This is a genomic window from Micrococcus sp. GbtcB5 (assembly GCF_019091605.1).
Lineage (GTDB): Bacteria > Actinomycetota > Actinomycetes > Actinomycetales > Micrococcaceae > Micrococcus > Micrococcus luteus.
This window is the reverse complement of record NZ_JAGXJK010000010.1, coordinates 1-20838: the sequence shown is the minus strand read 5'-3', so window position 1 is coordinate 20838 and position 20838 is coordinate 1. Positions and strand designations below refer to the sequence as shown.

19 protein-coding genes and 1 tRNA gene are annotated in these 20838 nt (G+C 72.3%); 15 read left to right on the top strand and 5 right to left on the bottom strand.

The window, feature by feature from the left end; genetic code table 11:
- The first annotated feature begins 169 nt into the window (after positions 1 to 169).
- On the top strand, positions 170 to 958 hold the full coding sequence (locus KVS67_RS05080) for a winged helix-turn-helix domain-containing protein (protein WP_036341497.1): 789 nt from the start codon (positions 170 to 172) through the stop codon (positions 956 to 958).
- Positions 959 to 1028: 70 nt separating this feature from the next.
- Positions 1029 to 1553 (top strand): histidine phosphatase family protein, encoded by a 525-nt coding sequence (locus KVS67_RS05075; RefSeq protein ID WP_002854135.1) that lies wholly within the window; start codon positions 1029 to 1031, stop codon positions 1551 to 1553.
- Between the two features lie 79 nt (positions 1554 to 1632).
- Here the strand turns inward: KVS67_RS05075 and KVS67_RS05070 are convergent.
- Positions 1633 to 1706: transfer RNA gene (locus KVS67_RS05070), tRNA-Arg, on the bottom strand.
- A gap of 244 nt (positions 1707 to 1950) precedes the next feature.
- Between KVS67_RS05070 and KVS67_RS05065 the strand changes: the two genes are divergently transcribed.
- The 10 genes from KVS67_RS05065 (at position 1951) to KVS67_RS05020 (ending at position 11382) form a co-directional block, all read left to right on the top strand.
- Complete coding sequence (locus KVS67_RS05065; protein ID WP_206481583.1) at positions 1951 to 3795, top strand: phosphoenolpyruvate carboxykinase (GTP); 1845 nt, start codon at positions 1951 to 1953, stop codon at positions 3793 to 3795.
- 243 nt (positions 3796 to 4038) lie between these two features.
- On the top strand, positions 4039 to 4341 hold the full coding sequence (locus KVS67_RS05060; RefSeq protein ID WP_002854142.1) for an urease subunit gamma: 303 nt from the start codon (positions 4039 to 4041) through the stop codon (positions 4339 to 4341).
- 20 nt (positions 4342 to 4361) lie between these two features.
- Positions 4362 to 4796, top strand: coding sequence for an urease subunit beta (locus KVS67_RS05055; protein WP_098093639.1), 435 nt, complete (start codon positions 4362 to 4364; stop codon positions 4794 to 4796).
- A gap of 20 nt (positions 4797 to 4816) precedes the next feature.
- Positions 4817 to 6532: an urease subunit alpha gene (ureC, locus tag KVS67_RS05050; RefSeq protein ID WP_100056464.1), complete on the top strand. Its 1716-nt coding sequence runs from the start codon at positions 4817 to 4819 to the stop codon at positions 6530 to 6532.
- Positions 6533 to 6545: 13 nt separating this feature from the next.
- Positions 6546 to 7037: an urease accessory protein UreE gene (ureE, locus tag KVS67_RS05045; protein WP_002854147.1), complete on the top strand. Its 492-nt coding sequence runs from the start codon at positions 6546 to 6548 to the stop codon at positions 7035 to 7037.
- A gap of 1 nt (position 7038) precedes the next feature.
- Complete coding sequence (locus KVS67_RS05040) at positions 7039 to 7755, top strand: urease accessory protein UreF (RefSeq protein WP_036339822.1); 717 nt, start codon at positions 7039 to 7041, stop codon at positions 7753 to 7755.
- A gap of 79 nt (positions 7756 to 7834) precedes the next feature.
- The gene (gene ureG, locus KVS67_RS05035) at positions 7835 to 8446 is read left to right on the top strand and encodes an urease accessory protein UreG (protein ID WP_002854154.1); all 612 of its coding nucleotides are present in this window, start codon (positions 7835 to 7837) and stop codon (positions 8444 to 8446) included.
- Entirely contained in the window at positions 8439 to 9293 is an 855-nt protein-coding gene (locus KVS67_RS05030; RefSeq protein ID WP_217564884.1) for an urease accessory protein UreD, read from the top strand. The genes ureG and KVS67_RS05030 overlap by 8 nt, the downstream gene beginning before the upstream one ends.
- 137 nt (positions 9294 to 9430) lie before the next feature.
- Positions 9431 to 10393, top strand: a complete 963-nt coding sequence (locus tag KVS67_RS05025) for a HoxN/HupN/NixA family nickel/cobalt transporter (protein ID WP_230260186.1) — start codon at positions 9431 to 9433, stop codon at positions 10391 to 10393.
- A complete protein-coding gene (locus KVS67_RS05020) occupies positions 10390 to 11382 on the top strand; it encodes an urea transporter (RefSeq protein WP_036339813.1) in 993 nt (330 codons plus the stop codon). The genes KVS67_RS05025 and KVS67_RS05020 overlap by 4 nt, the downstream gene beginning before the upstream one ends.
- Positions 11383 to 11408: 26 nt before the next feature.
- Here KVS67_RS05020 and KVS67_RS05015 read toward each other — a convergent pair whose 3' ends face one another.
- Positions 11409 to 12599, bottom strand: coding sequence for a globin domain-containing protein (locus tag KVS67_RS05015; protein ID WP_206481582.1), 1191 nt, complete (start codon positions 12597 to 12599; stop codon positions 11409 to 11411).
- Positions 12600 to 12693: 94 nt separating this feature from the next.
- Positions 12694 to 13152 carry an Rrf2 family transcriptional regulator gene (locus KVS67_RS05010; protein WP_036339809.1) on the bottom strand — a complete coding sequence of 153 codons (459 nt, stop codon included), beginning with the start codon at positions 13150 to 13152 and terminating at the stop codon, positions 12694 to 12696.
- Positions 13153 to 13223: 71 nt separating this feature from the next.
- Between KVS67_RS05010 and KVS67_RS05005 the strand changes: the two genes are divergently transcribed.
- The gene (locus KVS67_RS05005) at positions 13224 to 15419 is read left to right on the top strand and encodes a RecQ family ATP-dependent DNA helicase (RefSeq protein ID WP_036339806.1); all 2196 of its coding nucleotides are present in this window, start codon (positions 13224 to 13226) and stop codon (positions 15417 to 15419) included.
- 10 nt (positions 15420 to 15429) lie between these two features.
- Here the strand turns inward: KVS67_RS05005 and KVS67_RS05000 are convergent, their stop codons facing one another.
- A complete protein-coding gene (locus tag KVS67_RS05000) occupies positions 15430 to 16905 on the bottom strand; it encodes a phosphomannomutase/phosphoglucomutase (protein ID WP_170748172.1) in 1476 nt (491 codons plus the stop codon).
- Between the two features lie 141 nt (positions 16906 to 17046).
- On the opposite strand from KVS67_RS05000, the gene KVS67_RS04995 reads away from it, so the two are divergent.
- Complete coding sequence (locus KVS67_RS04995) at positions 17047 to 18198, top strand: MFS transporter (protein ID WP_256748653.1); 1152 nt, start codon at positions 17047 to 17049, stop codon at positions 18196 to 18198.
- Between the two features lie 45 nt (positions 18199 to 18243).
- On the opposite strand, the gene KVS67_RS04990 is transcribed toward KVS67_RS04995, so the two are convergent.
- Complete coding sequence (locus tag KVS67_RS04990) at positions 18244 to 19608, bottom strand: hypothetical protein (protein ID WP_217564868.1); 1365 nt, start codon at positions 19606 to 19608, stop codon at positions 18244 to 18246.
- Between the two features lie 195 nt (positions 19609 to 19803).
- On the opposite strand from KVS67_RS04990, the gene KVS67_RS04985 reads away from it, so the two are divergent.
- Positions 19804 to 20655, top strand: a complete 852-nt coding sequence (locus KVS67_RS04985; protein WP_036316053.1) for a hypothetical protein — start codon at positions 19804 to 19806, stop codon at positions 20653 to 20655.
- Positions 20656 to 20838 lie beyond the last annotated feature (183 nt).

The following is a 20838-nucleotide window of genomic DNA, read 5'->3' as shown; positions in this document are numbered from 1 at the left end:
AATAGTGACGTTGAACACATTCAGGACTCTTCTTCTCAAATAGTGAGACAAAAGCGCGAACGTTACTTGCCAGTCCCCTCGGTGAAGTCACATTCTTGTCATGTGACGCCTCGTCCGCCGCATCGACCGAGCGGTGGAGGGGCCATGAGCCGAAAGAGGAGTGGTGGCCATGGGTCAGTCCGCCGGATACGTGCACATCTCCGTCCGCAACGCGCAGCGCCGGGCCGACGGCATGTCCCGCCGAGGCCAGGCCCGCGCAGGCCTGCGGCTGGCAGGTGGCACCGACGCCCCCGACTCCCAGACGGCACCGACGCCGGTCCTGGCGCCGAACGGCATCCCGGGTCCCCAGGCGGTGGCCCGGGAGAACGAGGCCCGCGGGTTCGTCATCTACGTGGGCATGGACGAGCTGGCCGCCTCGGCCGCCGGCACCTCCCTCACGCGGCTGGCCAACGAGCTGCGCCACTACGTGGAGTCCCTCGTCCCCGGGGCGGAGTCGCACGCCGCCGTCGCCCTGGCCCCCGCCGGGGCCGAGGGCCGCGACCTCGAGGTCGTGCGCCAGGTGCTCGGCGATCCGACCGTGCAGGGCGGTGCCAGTCCCGACCTGGCACAGGCGCCGGCCCCCGTGTCCACGCGCCAGCCCGGTGTGCTGATCGACCTGTCCCGGCGCGAGGTGCAGCTGGACGGCGAGTCGCTGAACCTCACCTTCAAGGAGTTCGAGCTCCTGAACTACCTCGTGGAGAACGGTGAGCGCACCGTCGGCCGCGAGGAGCTGCTCGACGCCCTGTGGCGCAACGCCGACGAGGTGCCCAACGAGCGCACCATCGACGTGCACATCCGCCGACTGCGCGCCAAGCTCGGCCGCCTCGCGAACACCGTGCGCACCGTGCGCGGCCAGGGCTACCGCTTCTACCGCCACCCCGAGGTGGTCGTGTGGGCGGCGCCGGAGTACTGCATCTGACCCGCGCCCGCCCGTGTCCGGCGACGGCCCCCGCTCACCCGAGCGGGGGCCGTCGCCGTAGCCTGGCCGCATGAGCACCGCCGACGCGAAGACCCTGATCGTCCTCCGGCACGCCAAGGCCGGCTGGCCCGACGCGGCCGACGACCATGCCCGCCCGCTCGCCGAGCGAGGCCACGCCCAGGCGCCCGCCGCCGGCGACTGGCTCCGCGAGCACGACCTCGTCCCGGACGCCGTCGTGTGCTCCGATGCGCTGCGCACCCGTCAGACGTGCGTGTGGGTGTGCGAGCGCCTGGGCGAGCTGGCACCCACGCCCTACCTGGACCCGCGGCTCTACGGCGCCGACGCGGCGCGGGCCCTGGCCGTCGTCAACGAGACGGAGGAGACCACGCGACGGCTGCTGGTGGTGGGCCACATGCCGTGGGTGCAGGAGCTGGGCATGCGGCTGATGAGCCTGGACTCGGACCAGGACGCGGCGCTGCGCATGAGCGAGCACTACCCGACGCTCGGGATGCAGGTGTTCCGGGTGGAGAAGCCGTGGGCCGAGCTCGACGGCCGCGACGCCGCCCTGACGCACTTCGTGGTTCCGGGGCGCTGACCTCCGCGGCGGCGCGCGTGGCAGAGGCGCGCCGACATGACGAAGGCCCCGCTCCAGCAGGAGCGGGGCCTTCCGATCGTGCGCCCAAAGGGATTCGAACCCCTGACCTTCTGTTCCGTAGACAGACGCTCTATCCAGCTGAGCTATGGGCGCATCATCCGATCCGCCGGAGCGGCTCGAACTCGTAGAACACTACAGGACCTCGCCGGCGAAGTGCAAATCGACGGTCTGCGGCGGTCTGTGTCGGGGGTGTGGCGGGGGCGCGGCCATGATAGCCGGGCTCGGGTACCATGGCAGGACCGTGCGGCCACAACGATGTGGTGCGCGCTTCGGCGGTGCACGCATCGGAGTGGACGGGACGGAACGGCCCCGGACCCCAATGGGAGGACTCTCCACCATGGCTGACAACGCCACCACCTCGTTCGCGGATCGCGCCCTGGCGGACGCGCCCACGGACTACGCCCAGCTGCGCGAGTGGGTCGCTCAGATCGCAGAGCTGACGCAGCCGGACTCCGTCCAGTGGGTCGACGGCTCCGAGGAGGAGCGCGACCGCCTCGCGGACGAGCTCGTGGCGGCGGGCACCCTGACCCGCCTGGCCGAGGACAGGTTCCCCCACTCCTTCGCCGCGTTCTCCGATCCCGCCGACGTCGCCCGTGTGGAGGACCGCACCTTCATCTGCTCCGAGAAGGAGGAGGACGCCGGCTTCACCAACAACTGGATGGACCCGGCGAAGATGCACGGGATCCTCGACGACGCGTTCACCGGCGCCATGCGCGGCCGCACCATGTACGTGATCCCGTTCGTGATGGGCCACCTCGACGCCGAGGACCCGAAGTACGGCGTGGAGATCACCGACTCCGCCTACGTGGTCCTGTCGATGCGCATCATGGCCCGCATCGGCCAGGACGTGCTGGACAAGATGTCCCGCGAGCAGGCCTTCTACGTGCCGGCCGTGCACTCCGTGGGCGCCCCGCTGGAGCCGGGCGAGCAGGACGTGCCGTGGCCGTGCAACGAGACCAAGTGGATCGTGCACTTCCCCGAGGAGCGCTCCATCTGGTCCTTCGGCTCCGGCTACGGCGGCAACGCCCTGCTCGGCAAGAAGTGCTACGCGCTGCGCATCGCCTCCGTGATGGCCCGGGACGAGGCCTGGCTCGCCGAGCACATGCTGATCCTCAAGCTGACCAACCCCGAGGGCCGGTCCTACCACATCACCGGCGCCTTCCCCTCGGCCTGCGGCAAGACCAACCTCGCCCTCATCGACCCCACGATCGAGGGCTGGAAGGCCGAGACCCTGGGCGACGACATCACCTGGATCCGCGCCGGCAAGGACGGCGAGTTCCGCGTGATCAACCCGGAGACCGGCTACTTCGGCGTCGCCCCCGGCACCGGCTGGTCCACCAACCCGAACGCCATGCGCGCGATCTCCAAGGGCAACTCCATCTTCACCAACGTCGCCCTCACCGACGACGGCGGCGTGTGGTGGGAGGGCATGACGGACGAGGTCCCCGAGCACCTCACCGACTGGCGCGGCAACGACTGGACGCCCGAGTCCGGCACCCCGGCCGCCCACCCGAACTCCCGGTTCTGCACGCCCATCGAGCAGACGGACATGCTGGCCGACGAGTACCGCGACCCGCGGGGCGTGAAGCTGGACGCCATCCTGTTCGGCGGCCGCCGCAAGACCACCGTGCCGCTGGTGACCGAGGCCTTCGACTGGGAGGACGGCATCCTCAAGGGCGCCACCCTCTCCTCGGAGACCACCGCGGCCGCCGCCGGCGCCGTGGGCGTCGTGCGCCGCGACCCGATGGCCATGCTGCCGTTCCTCGGCTACGACGCCGGCGACTACCTGGCCCATTGGGTCAGGGAGTCCGGCAAGGCCGACCCGGAGAAGCTGCCGCGCATCTACCTGGTCAACTGGTTCCGCCGCAACCGCGACGGCGGCTTCGCCTGGCCCGGCTTCGGCGAGAACTCCCGCGTCCTGAAGTGGGTCGTGGAGCGCCTCGAGGGCAAGGCCGAGGCCGAGGAGACCCCGATCGGCTTCACCCCCACCCCCGAGTCCCTCGACCTGACCGGCCTGGACGTGTCCGACGCGGACCTCGAGGACGCCCTCAAGGTGGACCGTGAGGAGTGGGCCGAGGAGAACGAGCTCATCGAGCAGTGGCTCGGCCGGTTCGGCGAGTCCCTGCCCCAGGCCATCCGCGATCGCTTCGAGGCCCAGAAGCGGCGGTTCGCCCAGGCCTGACCGGCCCGGCCGACCACGACGGCCCCCCACCTCCGCGCTGAGGTGGGGGGCCGTCGTCGCGCCCGGGGTGACGCCGGGGTGGGTGAGCCGTCTCCCACTGCCGCCGGATTTCCTGCGCTCTTGCTCTGACGTGGACGTCCTTTCAGAATCTCGTTCGGTTTCCTCCCAGGAAACGAGGCGTATAAATGTGCCCGTGCGTGGGCCGTTCCGACCCCGCCGGGCACACCTCATGAAGGAGCACACATGCATCTGCAGCCCAAGGACCTCGAGAAGCTCCTGGTGGTGGTGGCCGCCGACCTGGCGCGCCGTCGCCAGCAGCGCGGCCTCAAGCTGAACCATCCGGAGGCGATCGCGATCATCACCTATGAGCTGATGGAGGGCGCGCGCGACGGCCGCAGCGTCGCCGACCTCATGAGCTGGGGCAGCACCATCCTCACCGTCGACGACGTCCAGGAGGGCGTGGCCGACATGATCTCGATGGTCCAGGTCGAGGCGACCTTCCCCGACGGCACCAAGCTCGTCACCGTCCACGACCCCATCCGCTGAACCGGACCCAGGAGGAGACCATGAAGCCCGGAGAGTACGTCCTCGCCGACGCCCCCGTCGTCTGCAACCCCGGCCGTGAGGCTGTCGAGCTGTCCGTCACCAACCGGGGCGACCGCCCCGTGCAGGTCGGCTCGCACTTCCACTTCGCCGAGGCCAACCGCGCCCTCGACTTCGACCGTCAGGCCGCCCTCGGCTGCCGCCTGGACATCCCGGCCGGCACCGCCGTGCGGCTCGAGCCCGGCGACGAGACCACCGTCAAGCTCATCCCCCTCGGCGGCGACCGCGTCGTCTACGGCTTCCGGGACATGGTCGACGGTTCGCTCGACCCCCACGAGGCAGCCGGCCTCCACGCCGCGCCCGCCGCTCCCGCCACCCCGGCCCGTCACGAGTCCGCCGCGGGCGACGCCCCGTCGCCGCTGAAGGAACGCGCCGGCTTCGACAACGAGACCCGCTGAGTCCGCAGAGAGGACACACCATGAGCTTCGAGATCAGCCGAGAGCAGTATGCGAGCCTCTACGGACCCACCACCGGCGACGCGATCCGCCTGGCGGACACCGAGCTGTTCGCCGTCGTCGAGGAGGACCTGACCACGCCCGGCGAGGAGGCCGTCTTCGGCGGCGGCAAGGTCATCCGCGACGGGATGGGCCAGAACAGCCAGCTCGTCCGCGACGTCGGCGTCCCCGACCTGGTGATCACCAACGTCGTGGTCATCGACTGGACCGGCATCTACAAGGCCGACATCGCCGTGCGCGACGCGCACATCGTGGCCATCGGCAAGGCCGGCAACCCACACACCATGGACGGCGTAGACATCGTGATCGGGGTGGCCACCGACGTCATCTCCGGCGAGGGCAAGATCCTCACCGCCGGCGGCATCGATACCCACGTGCACTTCATCAGCCCGGACCAGATCGAGACCGCGCTCTCCTCCGGTCTGACCACCATGATCGGCGGCGGCACCGGTCCCTCCGAGTCGTCGAAGGCCACCACCATCACCCCCGGCGAGTGGAACATCCACACCATGCTCCGCTCGTTCGAGCACTGGCCCATGAACTTCGGCCTGCTCGGCAAGGGCCACGGCTCCTCCATCTCCCCGATGGCCGAGCAGATCCGTGCCGGCGCCATCGGCCTGAAGGTCCACGAGGACTGGGGCGCCACGCCGTCGTCCATCAACACCGCCCTGCAGGTGGCGGACGAGTACGACGTCCAGGTGGCCATCCACACGGACACCCTCAACGAGTCCGGCTTCGTGGAGGACACCCGCGCCGCGATCGACGGCCGCGTGATCCACACGTTCCACACCGAGGGCGCCGGCGGCGGCCACGCCCCGGACATCATCGAGCTGGCGCAGTATCCGAACATCCTGCCCGCCTCCACCAACCCGACCCTGCCGTACACGACGAACACGGTCGAGGAGCATGTGGACATGCTCATGGTGGCGCATCACCTGAACGCGGACCTGCCGGAGGACGTGGCCTTCGCTGACTCCCGCATCCGCCAGGAGACCATCGCGGCCGAGGACGTCCTGCAGGACATGGGCATCTTCTCCATGACCTCCTCCGACTCCCAGGCGATGGGCCGCGTCGGCGAGGTGCTGATCCGCACGTGGCAGGTCGCGGACTCCATGAAGCGTCAGCGCGGCCCGCTGCCCGAGGACGAGGGCACCGCGGGGGACAACCACCGCATCAAGCGCTACGTGTCGAAGTACACCATCAACCCCGCCATCGCCCACGGCATCGCCGATTCGGTCGGCTCCGTGGAGGTCGGCAAGTTCGCCGACCTCGTGCTGTGGGAGCCGCAGTTCTTCGGGGTGAAGCCGGACCTGGTCATCAAGGGCGGGCAGATGGCCTACGGGGTCGTGGGCGACCCCAACGGCTCCATCCCGACGCCACAGCCCCGCTGGTACCGCAGGTCATTCGGCGCGTACGGCCAGGCCGTGCACACCTCTGCCATCACCTTCATGTCCGAGGCGTCCATCCGGGCCGGCGTGCCGCGCGCCCTGGGGCTGCAGAAGACCATCCGCGCCGTGCACGGCATCCGCGACCTCACCAAGGCGGACATGCGCCACAACGGCGAGACGCCCCGCCTCGAGGTGGACCCGGAGACGTACGAGGTCTGCGTGGACGGGGAGCCCGTCACGTGCGAGCCGCAGGACGTCCTGCCCATGGCCCAGCGCTACTTCCTGTTCTGAGAGAGGGGACCGCATGATCGTCACCGAGATCCTCGGCAACGTCCACGACGACGCCGGCGCCGCCCTAGTGGGCGACCGCCACCGGGAGCAGGTGCACCTCGAGGGCTCCGCCCTCGTCAAGCGCATCCAGCGGCTGCGCACCGACCACGGCAACGAGTACGGGCTGCGTCTGCCCGCCGGGTCCCCGGACCTGCGGGACGGCGACATCCTGACCGTGGACGACGAGGGCGAGCGCGGCAACGCCGTGATCGTGCGCGTGCTGTCCACGGACGTGCTGGTGATCTCGGCGCGATCGCTGCGCGAGATGGCGTTCGTGGCGCACAGCCTGGGCAACCGGCACCTGCCGGCCCAGTTCTTCGACGCGGACGGGCCCTTCGGCCGGGACGCGATGGTGGTGCAGTACGACCACACCGTCGAGGACTTCCTGCGCGCCCACGACGTGCCCCACGAGCGGCAGGAACGCGTCATGGACGTGCCCTTCCGCCATGCCGAGCACACCCACTGACATGGCCGGGACCACCCCCACGGCGACGCCGGGCGTCCCGTCCGGCGTCGCCCTCCTGGGGATGCTGCAGCTGACGGACTCCGCGCTGCCCACGGGCGCCTTCAGCCACTCCCTGGGCCTGGAGACCTACATGAGCGACGGCCGGGTCGAGGGCGAGGAGGACTTCGCCGCCTGGCTGGAGATGTTCGTGGAGCAGCAGCTCACGTTCACGGACGCGCTGGCGGTCCGCCTGGTCTACGCGGCGGAGGACTTCGACTCCGTCGCGGACCTGGACGAGCTCGTCACCGCGCAGGCGCTCCCCGCCCAGATCCGCGAGGCGGGGCGCACGATGGGGCGGCGACTGCTGCGCATCGGCGCCCCCGCCTACCCGGGGGACTGGGTCCGCCGCTACCACGAGGGGGTCGAGGCGGGCACGCTCGACGCCCACCAGGCCCTCGTCTGGGGCGTCATCGCCCGGGAGATCGGGGTGCCCGTCGAGGAGGCGGTGGCCGCGCACCTGTACGCCTCCGTCATGTCGCTGACGCAGAACGCCGTCCGCGGCATCCCGCTGGGCCAGGACGCGGGCCAGCGGGTCGTCCGCCGGGCCCAGGAGTGGGTCCTGCGGGCCGTCGAGGTCTCCCGTGGCCTCCACCCCGACGACCTCGGGGCCATCGCCCCGGGGCTGGAGATCGCCCAGATGCGGCACGAGCGGCAGCGCGCCCGCATGTTCATGAGCTGAGCGGCCCGCGCACCGCACCGGGCCGTGCCCCGCGCGGGGCACGGCCCGGCACCACCGACACACACAGAAGGAGAACACCATGGATCCCGTGATCATCGGCATCGGAGGCCCCGTGGGGGCCGGCAAGACCCAGCTCGTGGAGCGCCTCACCCGCGCGATGAGCGAGGAGATCTCGATGGCCGCCATCACCAACGACATCTACACGATCGAGGACGCCAAGATCCTCTCCCGCACCTCGGTGCTCCCGGAGGAGCGGATCGTGGGCATCGAGACGGGCGGCTGCCCCCACACCGCCATCCGCGAGGACACCTCCATGAACGAGGCGGCCATCGAGCAGCTCAAGGCCCGTTTCCCGGACCTGCAGGTGATCTTCGTGGAGTCCGGCGGCGACAACCTCTCGGCGACCTTCAGCCCGGAGCTCGTCGACTTCTCGATCTACATCATCGACGTCGCCCAGGGTGAGAAGATCCCGCGCAAGGCCGGCCAGGGCATGATCAAGTCGGACCTGTTCATCGTCAACAAGACGGACCTGGCCCCGTACGTGGGCGCCGACCTGTCCGTCATGGAGTCCGATTCGAAGGTGTTCCGCAAGGACCGCCCGTTCGCCTTCACGAACCTCAAGACCGACGAGGGCCTGGACGTCGTCATGGACTGGATCCGCAACGACGTGCTGATGGCAGACCTTGGCTGAGGGCCTCACCGGCGAGCTGCGCCTGCGCGTCGCCGTCCGCGGCGGCCGCTCCGTGGCTGCCCGGCAGTTCCACCAGGGGGCGCTGCGCGTGCTGCGCCCCCATTACCTGGACCGGTCCGGGCAGGTCTCCTACACCGTGATCAACCCCGGCGGCGCCTACTTCGGCGCCGACCGGTACGGGATCGAGGTCGACGTCGAGGAGGACGCCTCCCTGCTGCTGACCACGCAGTCCGCCACGAAGGTCTACCGCACCCCGCAGGGCCCCGCCCGGCAGGACATGACCCTGCGGCTGGGACCCGGCGCCGTCCTCGAGTACGTGCCCGACCAGCTGATCGTGTACCGGGGCGGGTCCTATCTGCAGGACACCCGCGTGGTGATGGACCCCTCCGCCTCCGTGCTGCTGGCCGAGGTGATCACCCCCGGGTGGTCTCCCACCGCCGAGCCGTTCCGCTACGACCGGCTCGGCATGCGCACGGAGGTGACCGTCGATCCCGGCGGGGACCCCCGCCGGCTCGTCGTGGACCAGCTCCGGCTCCACCCCGCGGAGGGTCAGGGCCTGACCGGGATGGGCATGCTCGAGGGCCACTCCCACACCGGGCAGCTGCTGGTCGCTGACCGTCGGCTGGGCGCGGACCTCGTCGCCGAGCTCACGGAGGTCGTCGACGCCTCGGACACGGTCTCCGGCATCACCCGGGCGGGCACGGGCCGCGCCCACGGGGTGGACTGCGTGAGCGTGCGCTCCCTCGCCGCCTCCACCGCCCGCATCACCGCCCTGCACCACGCGCTCGCGGACCTGCTCCGTGCCCGCTGGCGGGACCAGTCCCCGCTCGCCCTGCGCAAGTACTGACCCACCCCATCATCCGTGCCCGCCGAGGAGGAGGACCCCCTATGAGCCATGCCGTCCCGACCGCCGTGACGCCCCACAGCACAGCCGCCCCAGAGCGACCGCTCCGGGTGCGGGTGGCGGCCGTCTACGCAGTGGTGGTGGCGCTCCACGTCCTCGCCGCGGCGCTGCTGCTGGGCGGGTACGGCGGAGCGTCGCCCTCGCCCGTGCTCCTGGCCGCGCTCGTCACCGCCTACGGGGCGGGGCTCAAGCACAGCTACGACTGGGACCATATCTCCGCGATCGACAACTCGACGCGCAAGTTCGTCTCCGAGGGCGGCAGCCCGGCCGGCGTGGGCCTGGCGTTCAGCCTGGGCCACTCCCTCGTGGTGACGCTCGCGGCGGTCCTGGCCGTCGCCGGGGCGGGGCTCATGCAGGGGGCCTTCGCCGACGGGTCGCCGGCGAACCGGGTGCTCGGACTGATCGGCACCGGCGTGTCCGGTGGCTACCTGCTGCTGCTCGGCGTGTACAACGGCGTCTCGGCGCTGCGGCTGCGTCGGGCGTCCGCAGTACGGCATCCGGGCCCGGCGGAGGAGCCCACGGGTCTGGTCACGCGCCTCCTGCGGGCCCCGCTGCGCCGTGTGCGCTCCCCGCGGGACATCTTCGTCATCGGGTTCCTCTTCGGCCTGGGCTTCGACACGGCCACGACCATCGGCCTGCTGCTGCTGGCCGTGTCCGTCTCCGCCGCCGGCATCCCCCTGGTGACCCTGCTGGCGCTGCCGGTGGCGTTCACCGCCGCCATGACGCTCTGCGACACCACCAACGGGTTGGGCATGATGCGGCTCTACTCGAGCGCTCTGCAGCAGTCCGAGCGCCGACGCCGCTTCAACCTCGTCGTCACCTCCGTGTCCGCGGTCTCGGCCCTGTTCATCGCGGTGCTCACCCTCGGCGCGTTCGTCCATGAGCTGCTGGGTCTGACGGACCCGGTGACGACCTGGCTGGCGGAGGTGGACCTCGGCCACGCGGGACTGGCGCTCGTCGGCGTCTTCGCTCTCATCTGGCTGTGCGCCGCCCTGCTCGAGCACCGGCACGGCCGGGTCCGCCCCGTGGGGGATGCGGCATGACGACGTCGACCACGGCCCCGTCCCGATCCCCCCGTGCGCCGCGCCCCCTCGGGACGGCCCTCCGCACGGTGCTGCGCGGGGTGTCCCAGATCTTCTTCCTGGAGAACTCCCTGAGCGGCGCGCTGATCCTGGGCGCCCTGGCGCTGATGCACCCCTGGGCGGCGGTGACGACGGCACTGGGCTCCGCCATGCAGGCGCTGTGCTCGGCCGTCCGGCACCCCGACGAGACCGAGGACGACCTGCGGGCCCGGGCGGTCGTGCTCGGTGACGAGGCGCGGCACGGGATCATGGGCTACAACGGCGCGCTCGTGGGGGCCGCCGCGGCGCTCGTCTTCGCGCCCACCCCCCTCACAGCCGTGCTGGCCACGGTGGTCGGCGCCGCGGCCTGCGTCCCCGTGCACGTGCTCGTGGCCCGGCTCTTCGCGACCCGGCCCCTGCGCTCCGCGGGACTCCCGGTGTCCACCGCCCCGTTCTGCCTGACCGCGGGCATGCTGACCCTCCTCACGGCCGACCTCGCCGGGCCCTCCGCCCCGCTGACCTCATCCGGGTCCCCGTGGCCCGGTCTCGGCCTGGGGCTGCTCAACAGCTTCGCGGAGGTGGTCCTGGCGGACGGCGCCCTCCCGGGCGCGCTGATCCTGGCGGCCCTCTTCGTGGGGTCCTGGCGGGTGGGGCTCTACGGGCTGTTCGGCGCGGTGGCCTCCTTCGCCGCGGCCCGTCTCATCGTGGGGCACGAGCTCACGGACGTGTCCACGGGCCTGTGGGGGTACAACTCCGTGCTCGTCGCCATCGCGCTCGGCGCGGTGGTCCAGGGGCTCGGCGGCTGGCGACGGCGGGTGCCGCTCGTCGTCGTCGGCGTGGCGCTGAGCCTGGCCTTCCAGCACGTGCTGGTGGAGACCGCGATCCCGGTGTTCACCTGGCCTTTCCTGCTGGGCATGTGGGCCACGCTGCTGCTGGTCGCCGGGGCGCGGCGGGCGGCCGGCCGGGGCTGAGACCCGACGTCCGGAGGAGGGCCGGATCAGGCGGCGAGCCAGAGGTCCGGGCCGAAGATCTCGTAGCGGATGGACGTCGCGGGCACGCCGGCGTCGATCAGCTTCGAGCGGGTGGACTGCATGAACGCGAGCGGGCCGCAGAGGATGACCTCGGCGCCGGAGGGGAGCTCGATCTCGGAGGGGTCCATGCGGCCCTCGTGGACGGTGATGCCCTCGGGCGCCTGCTCCGGGGCCACGCCGAGCCACAGGTGGGCCTGGGCGTTCGGCAGCGCGGAGAGCGACTCCGTGAGCTGCCCGAGCAGGGCCACGGACTCCAGGGAGGCATCGGCGTGCAGGACGACGACCTCACGGTCGGACCCCTGTTCGGCCAGCGAGCTCAGGATGGAGGCGGCCGGCGTGATGCCGATGCCGGCGGTCGCCAGGACCAGGGGAGCGGTGGAGTCCTCGTACTCGAGGGTGATGTCGCCGTAGGGGTTGGACAGCTCGATGACGTCGCCGACCTCCACGTTCTGGATGAGCACGGGCGAGACCTCGCCGCCCTCGTCCAGCTTCACGGTGATGACGCGCTCGGTGGCGGACCCGGCCTTCTCGGAGAGGGAGTACTGGCGGCACTGGCGCAGGCCGTCCTCGACCTTCAGTCGTACGGACACGTAGCCGCCGGCCTTGCCGCGGGTCTGCGGGGTGTCGTCGGCCGGCTCGAAGCGGAAGGTGACGGCCGCGTTGCCGGTGGGCTCCTTCGCGACGACCTTCCAATCCGTCCACATCCTGTCGTTGGCCTGCTGGGCGTAGAGGCCCTTCTCGATCTTGATGAGGGCGTCGGCCATGAGCCAGTAGACCTCGGTCCAGGCGTCGGCCACCGCGGGGGTGACGGCGTCGCCGAGCACCTCGCCGATGGCCCAGAAGAGGTTCTCGTAGACGATCGGGTACTGCTCCTCGACGATGCCGAGGGCGGTGTGCTTGTGGGCGATGCGGGACAGGACGGCCTCGGGCAGGGTGCCCGGGTTCTCGAGCAGGTGCACCGCGAACTTCACGATGGATCCGGCGAGGGCCTGGGCCTGCTCGCCGTTGCGCTGGTTGGCGCGGGAGAAGACGCCGTCGAGGAGCTCGGGGTGGGCCTCGAACATGTGGGCGTAGAACAGGGGCGTGATCTCCGGCATGTGCTCGGCGACGACGGCGGCGGTGGCCTCGATGACGGGGCGGGACTTCTCGGACAGCACGGGGGTCTCCGTCTCCTCGGTGGGGAATCTTGCGCCGATTTTGCCAGATTACACCCGGCCGTCGCCGCCGGGAACTCGCCCCCGGCCCGTTCCGTCAGCGCGCCACGGGGATCTCCGGCAGGCCCAGCAGCACGGGCCCGCCGACAGGCCCAGCGCTCACCAGATCCCGGATCCGCACGGTGTCGAGCTCGGCGAGGAAGGCCTCGCGTGCGCGGTGCAGGGCGCCGCGCAGGCGGCAGTCGCCGGCGTAGGGGCACGCCACCCCGGAGTCGCGCCCGGCGCAGTCGATCACCTCGTCGCGGCTGCTCAGCGAGCGCACGAGCTCGCCCACACGCTGGTCCAGACCGGCCGCGGCGATCATGGCCCCGCCGTGCCGACCGCGCAGCACCTCGATGGTCCCGCGGCGGCGCAGCTCGGCGACCGCCTTGATCACGTGGTTGTAGGGCACCTGGATCCGGTCCGCGATCTGCTGGCTGGTGAGCCGTTCGCCCTCGGCGGCCGCGAGCGTCATCAGCACCCGCAGGCAGACGTCGGTGTAGGCGCTCAGCTTCATCCCCCCATCATCCCACCGGTGCACGGCCCCGCCGCGCCTGCGGTGTCCGGGCCGGTTGGCATACTGACGCCATGGACGCCACCTCGCACCCCGACGCCGGCCCCCGCCTCCCCGAGACCTCCGCACCGGGGGGCGACGCCGCGCTGCACGAGGAGGCCCTGGCCGTCCTGCGTCGGCTCGTGGACCGGCCGGACGCGCGATTCAAGGACGGGCAGTTCGAGGCGATCGAGGCGCTCGTGGCCCACCGCCGCCGCGCCCTGGTGGTGCAGCGCACCGGCTGGGGCAAGTCCGCCGTGTACTTCGTGGCCTCCCTGCTGCTGCGCGCCCGCGGCGCAGGGCCCACCCTGATCGTCTCCCCGCTGCTCGCGCTCATGCGGGACCAGGTCGCGGCCGCGGCCCGGGCGGGCGTGCGCGCGGTGTCCGTGAGCTCGGCGAACGCCACGGAGTGGGACGAGGTCCGCGCTCGGCTCGCGGCGGACGAGGTGGACGTGCTGCTGATCTCGCCCGAGCGCCTCACGAACCCCCGGTTCCGGGACGAGCAGCTGCCGGACCTCGTGGCGCGCATGGGCCTGCTCGTGGTGGACGAGGCCCACTGCATCTCCGACTGGGGCCACGACTTCCGGCCGGACTACCGCCGCATCCGGGACCTGATCGGGCTGCTTCCCGCCGAGGGGCCGCGCGCGGTGCCCGTGCTGGCCACCACCGCCACGGCCAACGCCCGTGTGGTGGCGGACGTGGTGGAGCAGCTCGGCGTCGCCTCCGAGCAGGACGTGTTCGTGCTCCGCGGCCCCCTGGCCCGCGCCTCGCTGCGCCTGGGCGTGCTGCGCATGCCCAGCCCGGCCGCGCGCCTGGCCTGGCTCCTCGACCACCTCGAGGACCTGCCGGGCTCCGGGATCGTCTACGCCCTCACCGTCTCCGCCGCCGAGGACACGGCGCGCGCCCTGCGCGAGGCGGGGCACGAGGTGGTCGCCTACACGGGCCGCACAGACCCGGAGCGTCGCGCCGAGATCGAGGAGGACCTCAAGGCCAACCGGGTGAAGGCCGTCGTGGCCACCTCGGCGCTCGGCATGGGCTTCGACAAGCCGGATCTGACGTTCGTGGTGCACCTCGGTGCGCCGGGCTCGCCCGTGGCGTACTACCAGCAGGTCGGCCGCGCCGGCCGTGGGACGGACCACGCGGACGTGCTCCTGCTGCCCGGGCCCGAGGACCGTCGCATCTGGGAGTACTTCGCCACCGCCTCCATGCCGGACGAGGAGCAGGCGCGCGCCGTGCTGGGGGCGCTCGCGGACCACGGCGGGGCCCTCTCCGTGGCGGCGCTCGAGCCGGACGTGCGGATCAAGCGCACCTCCCTGGAGCTGCTGCTCAAGGTCCTCGCCGTGGACGGGGCGGTCGAGCGGGTGGGCGGCGGCTGGCGCGCCACCGGGCGGGAGTGGACGTACGACGCCGAGCGGTACGCCCGCGTGGCCGAGGCCCGCCGGGCCGAGGAGCGGCTCATGCTCGACTACCAGACCACGGACCGGTGCCGCATGGAGTTCCTGGCCCGCACCCTGGACGACCCCACCGCCGCGCCGTGCGGCCGCTGCGACGTCTGCGCCGGCCCCTGGTACCCCACGGGATCGGACGGGGCGGCGCGTGAGCGCGCGGAGGCCGCCCTGCGCCGCACCGGTGTGCCGATCGAGCCCCGTCGCATGTGGCCCTCGGGCATGGACCGGCTGGGCGTGCCCGTCAAGGGGCGCATCGCGCCCGAGTCGCAGGCCGAGGAGGGTCGCGCGCTCGCCCGCCTGACGGACCTCGGGTGGGGCACCGTCCTGCGGGACCTGCTGGACCGGGAGGACGCCCCGGTGCCGGAGGAGGTCCTGCGGGGCGCCGTCGACGTCCTGGCCGGCTGGGGGTGGCGGACGCGGCCGATCGCCGTCGTCGCGATGCCCTCACGCACGCGCCCGCAGCTGGTGGGGTCGTTCGCCGAGGGGATCGCCCGGATCGGCCGGCTGCCGTTCCTCGGCTCGCTCGAGCACGCGCGCGGCGGCCCCACGGCCGGGCCGGGCGGCAACAGCGCCTACCGGCTCGGGTCCGTGTACGGCCGGTTCGCCGTCCCCGAGGCGATGGCGCAGATGCTGCGCACCGCCCCGGACGCCGGCCGCCACGGCCCCGTGCTGCTGGTCGACGACCTCGTCGACTCGCGGTGGTCGCTCGCCGAGGCCGCGCGGGTGCTGCGCGAGGCCGGCGCCCAGGGGGTGCTGCCGCTCGTCCTCGCCCAGGCCGGATGAGCCGCCGAGGTCAGCGCTCCGCGCGGACGATCGCCAGCACGGCGTCGCGGAGCGCCTCCATGGTGGCGGCCGTGCGGGCCTCGCCGTTGTAGCGCAGGAACGGCTCCGTGTTGGACGGGCGGAGGTTGAACCACCACGTGCCGTCCTGGGCGGCGACCGTGGTGCCGTCCATGCGGGTCACCGTGGTGGCCACCCCGGCGAAGTCCTCGTGTACGGCCCGGCCCTCGCCGACGCCCTCGCCCACGGCGGGGGCGAACTGCGCCACCACCGCGGCCACGGCGGCGTCCTTGTCCGCGACCTGCGAGTTGATCTCTCCGGAGGCCACGTACGGCTCGTACTCCTCGGCCAGCTCGGACAGCGGCTGCTCCTGGCCGCCCAGGGCCGCCAGCACGTGCATGGCCGCGAGCATGCCGGTGTCCGCGTTGAAGAAGTCGCGGAAGTAGTAGTGCGCGGAGTGCTCACCCCCGAAGACGGCGGACTCGGCGGCCATGACCGCCTTGATGAAGGAGTGGCCCACGCGGGTCTCCACGGCCCGGCCCCCGTCGGCCGCCACGAGCTCGGGGACGGCGCGGGAGGTGATCAGGTTGTGGATGACCACGGGGGTCTGCTCACCGTCGGCCTTCGCGCGGGCGATCTCGCGGCGGGCCACCAGGGCGGTGACCGCGGAGGGGGAGACCGGGGCGCCCTGCTCGTCGATCACGAAGCAGCGGTCGGCGTCGCCGTCGAAGGCCAGGCCGATGTCCGCGCCGTGCTCCACGACGGCGGCCTGCAGGTCCCGCAGGTTCTCCGGCTCCAGAGGATTGGCCGGGTGGTTCGGGAAGGTGCCGTCCAGTTCGAAGTAGAGCGGCTCGATCTCCAGCGGCAGGGCGGCCAGCTCGGCGTCGCCGAGGACGGCCGGGGTGGTCTTGCCCGCCATGCCGTTGCCCGCGTCCACCACGACCTTCAGGCGGCGCACCCCCGTCAGGTCCACGAGCGAGCGCAGGTACGCGGCGTAGCCGGGGAGGATGTCCTCCTCCGTCACGGTGCCGGTGGTCTCGGCCGCGGGGATCTCACCGGCGTCGAGGTACGCCTGGGCCGCGTCGCGGATCTCGAACAGCCCGGTGTCCGAGGAGACCGGCACGGCGCCGGCCTGGGCCATCTTCATGCCGTTGTACTCGGCCGGGTTGTGCGAGGCGGTGAACACCACGCCCGCGGCCTGCTTCACGCCCGCCGCGTAGTAGAGCATGTCCGTGGAGATCAGCCCCAGGGTGACGACGTCGGCGCCGCGGCGCGTGGCGCCCTCGGCGAAGGCCGTCATGAACGCGGGCGAGGAGGGGCGCATGTCCCCGCCGACCAGCACGGTCTGACCGGCCAGGCCCAGCACGTCCACGAAGGCCGCGCCCACCGCGCGGACGCTCTCCGCCGTGATGGACTCGCCCACGATGCCGCGGACGTCGTACGCCTTGAAGGAGTCGTGCAGGTCGAGGGAGGGGGTCGAGGTAGTCACCCGACCGATCGTAGTGGACAGCCTGGATACAGTGAGGGCGTGCCCCCGACCACTCCGCCCCCGAGCGCGGGGCCCCCGGCCGTCCCGCCGTCGGGACCCGCGCCGGCCGCTCCCGGGGAGCCCGCGTACCGCAGGCTGCTGATCGGGCTGTTCCTGGCGGGGGTGGCCACGTTCGCCCAGCTCTACTCCCCGCAGGGCCTGCTGCCGCTGGTCAGCGACGACCTGGGCGTCCCCGCGGACCGTGCCGCCCTGCTCGTCTCCGCCAGCACACTCGGCCTCGCCCTGTCGGTGGTGCCGTGGTCCGTGGCCGGGGACCGGTGGGGCCGCCGACGCGCCATGGTGGTCTCGATGGTCTCCGCCAGTGCGTGCGCGCTCACGGGCGTCCTCGCACCCACGTTCGAGGCCATGCTGGGCCTGCGCCTGCTCGAGGGCATGGCGCACGGGGGTGTCGCGGGACTCGCCGTGGCGCTGCTGGCGGAGGAGGTGGTCCCGCACGCGGTCGCGGCGGCCGCCGGCACCTACATCGCCGGCACCACCCTCGGCGGGCTCTCCGGCCGGCTCCTCGCCCTGCCCGTCGCGGAGGCGTCCTCGTGGCGCGGCGGGATGCTGGCCGTCACCGTGGTCGGGGTGCTGTGCACGGTCGGCTTCCTGGCGATCACGCCGCGTGCCCGACGTTTCACGCCGTCGCCCACCTCCCCGGCGACGCTCGTGCGCATCGTGCGCGGTCACCTGCGCTCGCCGGAGCTCGTCGCCGTCTACCTGCAGGGGGCGCTGCTGATGGGCGGGTTCGTGGCGCTGTACAACTTCGTGGGGTACCGCCTGCTCGACCCGCCGTTCTCCTGGACGCCGACGGCGGCCGGCCTCGTCTTCCTCGCCTATCTCGCGGGCACGTGGTCGTCGCCGCGCGCGGGTCGGCTGGCCGCGCGGGTGGGCCGGCTGCCCGTCCTGGCCGGCGCGACGGCGGCCATGGCGGCGGGCGTCGCCCTCACGTCGGTCCCGCATCCGGCGGTGCTGGTGCCCGCCCTCGTGCTCGTGACGGGCGCGTTCTTCGCCGCCCACGCCGTGGCCTCCGCGTGGTCTGGGACGGCCGCCCCCACGGGCCGCGCCCAGTCGACCTCCCTGTACAACTTCGCGTACTACGCCGGCTCGAGCCTCTTCGGCTGGCTGGGCGGCGTGTTCCACGAATCCCATGGGTGGCCGGGGACGGTGCTGATGGTCCTGGCCCTGGTGCTGACCGCCCTGGCGAGCGCCGTCGTCGTGCTGCGCGGGCGCGGGACGGCCCCGGCGCGCTGAGCCGGGGCCGTCGTGGGGGCGGGTGTCAGCGGGCCGACCCGCGGGTCACCAGCCGAGGGCCTCGGCATCCGTGCCGGTGGCGGACCGGGCCTGGTCGCGCCAGGCGGCGAGGACCTCCGGGTCCTGCAGCTCGAGCCACGCGATCATCTGCTGGTAGGTCACGCAGTAGGTGTCCTCCTCGACGCAGACCTCGCGCATGACCTTCTCCACAGCCGGGTTGAACGCGTTGAGACCCCAGTCGTTGAAGTGGTTGCCGAAGACCAGCGGGGCGCGGTTGCCCGCGAACGCCGAGTCGTACATGTAGCGGTAGGTGCGGTACTGGAAGTCGGTGAGTCGGGCGACGTCCTCCGGGATGTCCTTGCCGCCGTTGCCGGAGATCCAGAAGTTGTAGTCCATCGCCATCACGAACGGGCTGGCCGCGTCCTTCTCGGCGAGCACGGGGGACCAGGTCATCGGCATCTCGAACTCCCAGATCCCGTCCTCCTGGTAGGGCCAGGCGACGCCGGAGGCGGCCGCGGCACGCGACGTGTCGTACTCGAGTCCGTTGTCCTTCCACATCGGGACGAGCTGGTCCCACTCCCCGTCGAGGCAGGGCAGACGTCCGCCCTTGACGTCGTCGGGGGTGACCTCCAGCGCCGGCAGGGAGCTGCCCGGGTTGTAGGCGCCGGGGTCGGAGAGGATGTCCGTGAACGAGCCGTACTCCTGCTTCCATTCGGCCGTGGACCAGTGGTCTGCGCCGTACCTCGTGGGCGCGCACAGGTGACCCGCGTAGTGGGTGCCGATCTCGTGGCCGGCGGCGTGGGCCGTGTTGATGTTCTCGATGCGCTGCGCCACCTCGGCCTCGTCGCCGCCGAACTCCGTGCCCACGTAGCCGGGCTCGTTGCCGGGCGCCGTGTAGTTCTCCCGGTTGGCGGTCTCGATGAGGTTGATCGCGGACTGGAACACCGTGAACTTCGCGTCGGAGTCCGCCGCCGCGTCCAGGAAGGTCTTCCAGCGAGCATCCTGACGGCCGCCGTCGAAGGAGAAGAGGACGAACTGCGGCGGGCGCTCCTCCGCCGTGAAGGCCCGCATCGGCACGCCCTCGTGGGAGCGGGCGGCCAGGGCGAGCGCGGGGTCCGCGGGGTCTGCGGCGGCCGACGGCGAGCCCCCACCGGACGACGCCGCAGCCGGCGAGGAGGCCGCATCCGAGGACCGTCCCTGTGACGACGAGGCCTCGGATCCGTCCGCAGATGCGGGCGACGAGACGGCCGCGTCCGTGGCGCCGGAGGACCCGGCCGCCGTCCCCTCGTCCCCCTGCGGGGCGGCACAGCCGGCCAGCACGAGGGCCAGGGCCACCGACGTCCCCCACCAGCGGCGTCGCCGGGGCGAGGGGGTGTCGACGGTGCGGGCGGACCGGCGGGGGAAGGACATGCGGTCTCCTGGCTCGGTCGAGTGGCGGGCGGAGTGTCTCCTCCATGGCCGCCGTGACCAGACACGGAGGACTCCACGTTCCACCGTAGGGGAGGCCCTCGGTGACTCTGGAGCCCCGGCAGAACTGTGACCAGGTTGTGATGTGGCGCCGCGGCTGCCGACATGGCCCTCGCGGGCCACATCTAGACTGGAGGCATGGAATATCTCGTCCCTGTCCTCGCGGTGGTCGTCATCGGCGCCCTCGCGTTCGCCGCCGCCCGGTGGATGTCGGCCGGTCGAGCGCGTCAGGCGGCGGACCAGCGCACGCCGTCCGGTCGCGGGCTGGACATCGGACCGGAGCGGGCGCGTCTGGCAGCGGGGCTGCTGGACGAGGACGCCCATCGGCGCGTGTACGGGCACATCGCCCAGAGCCGCGTGATGGAGGCCGTGCGCGACTACCGCGCCCACACGGGACGCGGCCTGAAGGACGCCGTCATGGACGTGCAGTCCCTCGCCGTGCATCCGCAGGTCTACTCCGAGCCGGTGCAGGAACCGGACGCCACGTCCGCCGGAGTCGCGGGGCCCGTTCCCGGCGGCCATGGGGAGCCCCATCGGGACGACGCGGCCCCGGCCGACACCCCCGGGCCGAAGCGGCCCGGACAGGATTCGAGCGGGCGGGGGGAGCCGGACGCCCAGACGCCCGATCGCGAGACCTCTGACGCCGTGGCCGAGGACGACGCCCGGCAGGACAGCGACCACGCCTCGGCCGCGCCGCGTCCGACGGCGCCGTCCGCCGACGAGTTGACGACCCTGACCGTCCCGGCCGAGTGGACCGCCGCCCCCGCTGAGGAGGAGCTCCCCTTCGAGGTCGAGGTGATGCGGGGGACGGAGTCCGTCCGGCTCTCCTCGCGGGACCTGCCGCCGTGGCTGCGCGACCAGCTCGCCGCCATGGTGCGGGACGGCAACCTCGAGTCCGCCGCCGTCCAGCTGTCCAGCCACTCGGAGCTCTCCGTGCCGGAGGCGTACGAGCTGCTGCGCCGCATGCGCGAGCGTCGCGGGGAGGGCTAGTTGTTGCGGGTCATGAGGTTCTTGGCACGAGGGCCGGACTGAGATGAGACGAGTGGGCCTCTCCCGCAGGATGGAAGTTCCTACACCACCCATCCGCGCAAAGAGACCCACTCATGACTCACGCTAATGCACCCCTGACTCCCACCGGCCGTCTCAGGATGGTCCACCGCCACCTGCACGACG

Excerpts from the sequence above, each read along its gene's own strand:
- KVS67_RS05080 (WP_036341497.1), top strand. The coding sequence starts at position 170 with ATGGGTCAGTCCGCCGGATACGTGCACATCTCCGTCCGCAACGCGCAG.
- KVS67_RS05075 (WP_002854135.1), top strand. The coding sequence starts at position 1,029 with ATGAGCACCGCCGACGCGAAGACCCTGATCGTCCTCCGGCACGCCAAG.
- KVS67_RS05065 (WP_206481583.1), top strand. The coding sequence starts at position 1,951 with ATGGCTGACAACGCCACCACCTCGTTCGCGGATCGCGCCCTGGCGGAC.
- KVS67_RS05060 (WP_002854142.1), top strand. The coding sequence starts at position 4,039 with ATGCATCTGCAGCCCAAGGACCTCGAGAAGCTCCTGGTGGTGGTGGCC.
- KVS67_RS05055 (WP_098093639.1), top strand. The coding sequence starts at position 4,362 with ATGAAGCCCGGAGAGTACGTCCTCGCCGACGCCCCCGTCGTCTGCAAC.
- ureC (WP_100056464.1), top strand. The coding sequence starts at position 4,817 with ATGAGCTTCGAGATCAGCCGAGAGCAGTATGCGAGCCTCTACGGACCC.
- ureE (WP_002854147.1), top strand. The coding sequence starts at position 6,546 with ATGATCGTCACCGAGATCCTCGGCAACGTCCACGACGACGCCGGCGCC.
- KVS67_RS05040 (WP_036339822.1), top strand. The coding sequence starts at position 7,039 with ATGGCCGGGACCACCCCCACGGCGACGCCGGGCGTCCCGTCCGGCGTC.
- ureG (WP_002854154.1), top strand. The coding sequence starts at position 7,835 with ATGGATCCCGTGATCATCGGCATCGGAGGCCCCGTGGGGGCCGGCAAG.
- KVS67_RS05020 (WP_036339813.1), top strand. The coding sequence starts at position 10,390 with ATGACGACGTCGACCACGGCCCCGTCCCGATCCCCCCGTGCGCCGCGC.
- KVS67_RS05010 (WP_036339809.1), bottom strand. The coding sequence starts at position 13,152 with ATGAAGCTGAGCGCCTACACCGACGTCTGCCTGCGGGTGCTGATGACG.
- KVS67_RS05005 (WP_036339806.1), top strand. The coding sequence starts at position 13,224 with ATGGACGCCACCTCGCACCCCGACGCCGGCCCCCGCCTCCCCGAGACC.
- KVS67_RS04990 (WP_217564868.1), bottom strand. The coding sequence starts at position 19,608 with ATGTCCTTCCCCCGCCGGTCCGCCCGCACCGTCGACACCCCCTCGCCC.
- KVS67_RS04985 (WP_036316053.1), top strand. The coding sequence starts at position 19,804 with ATGGAATATCTCGTCCCTGTCCTCGCGGTGGTCGTCATCGGCGCCCTC.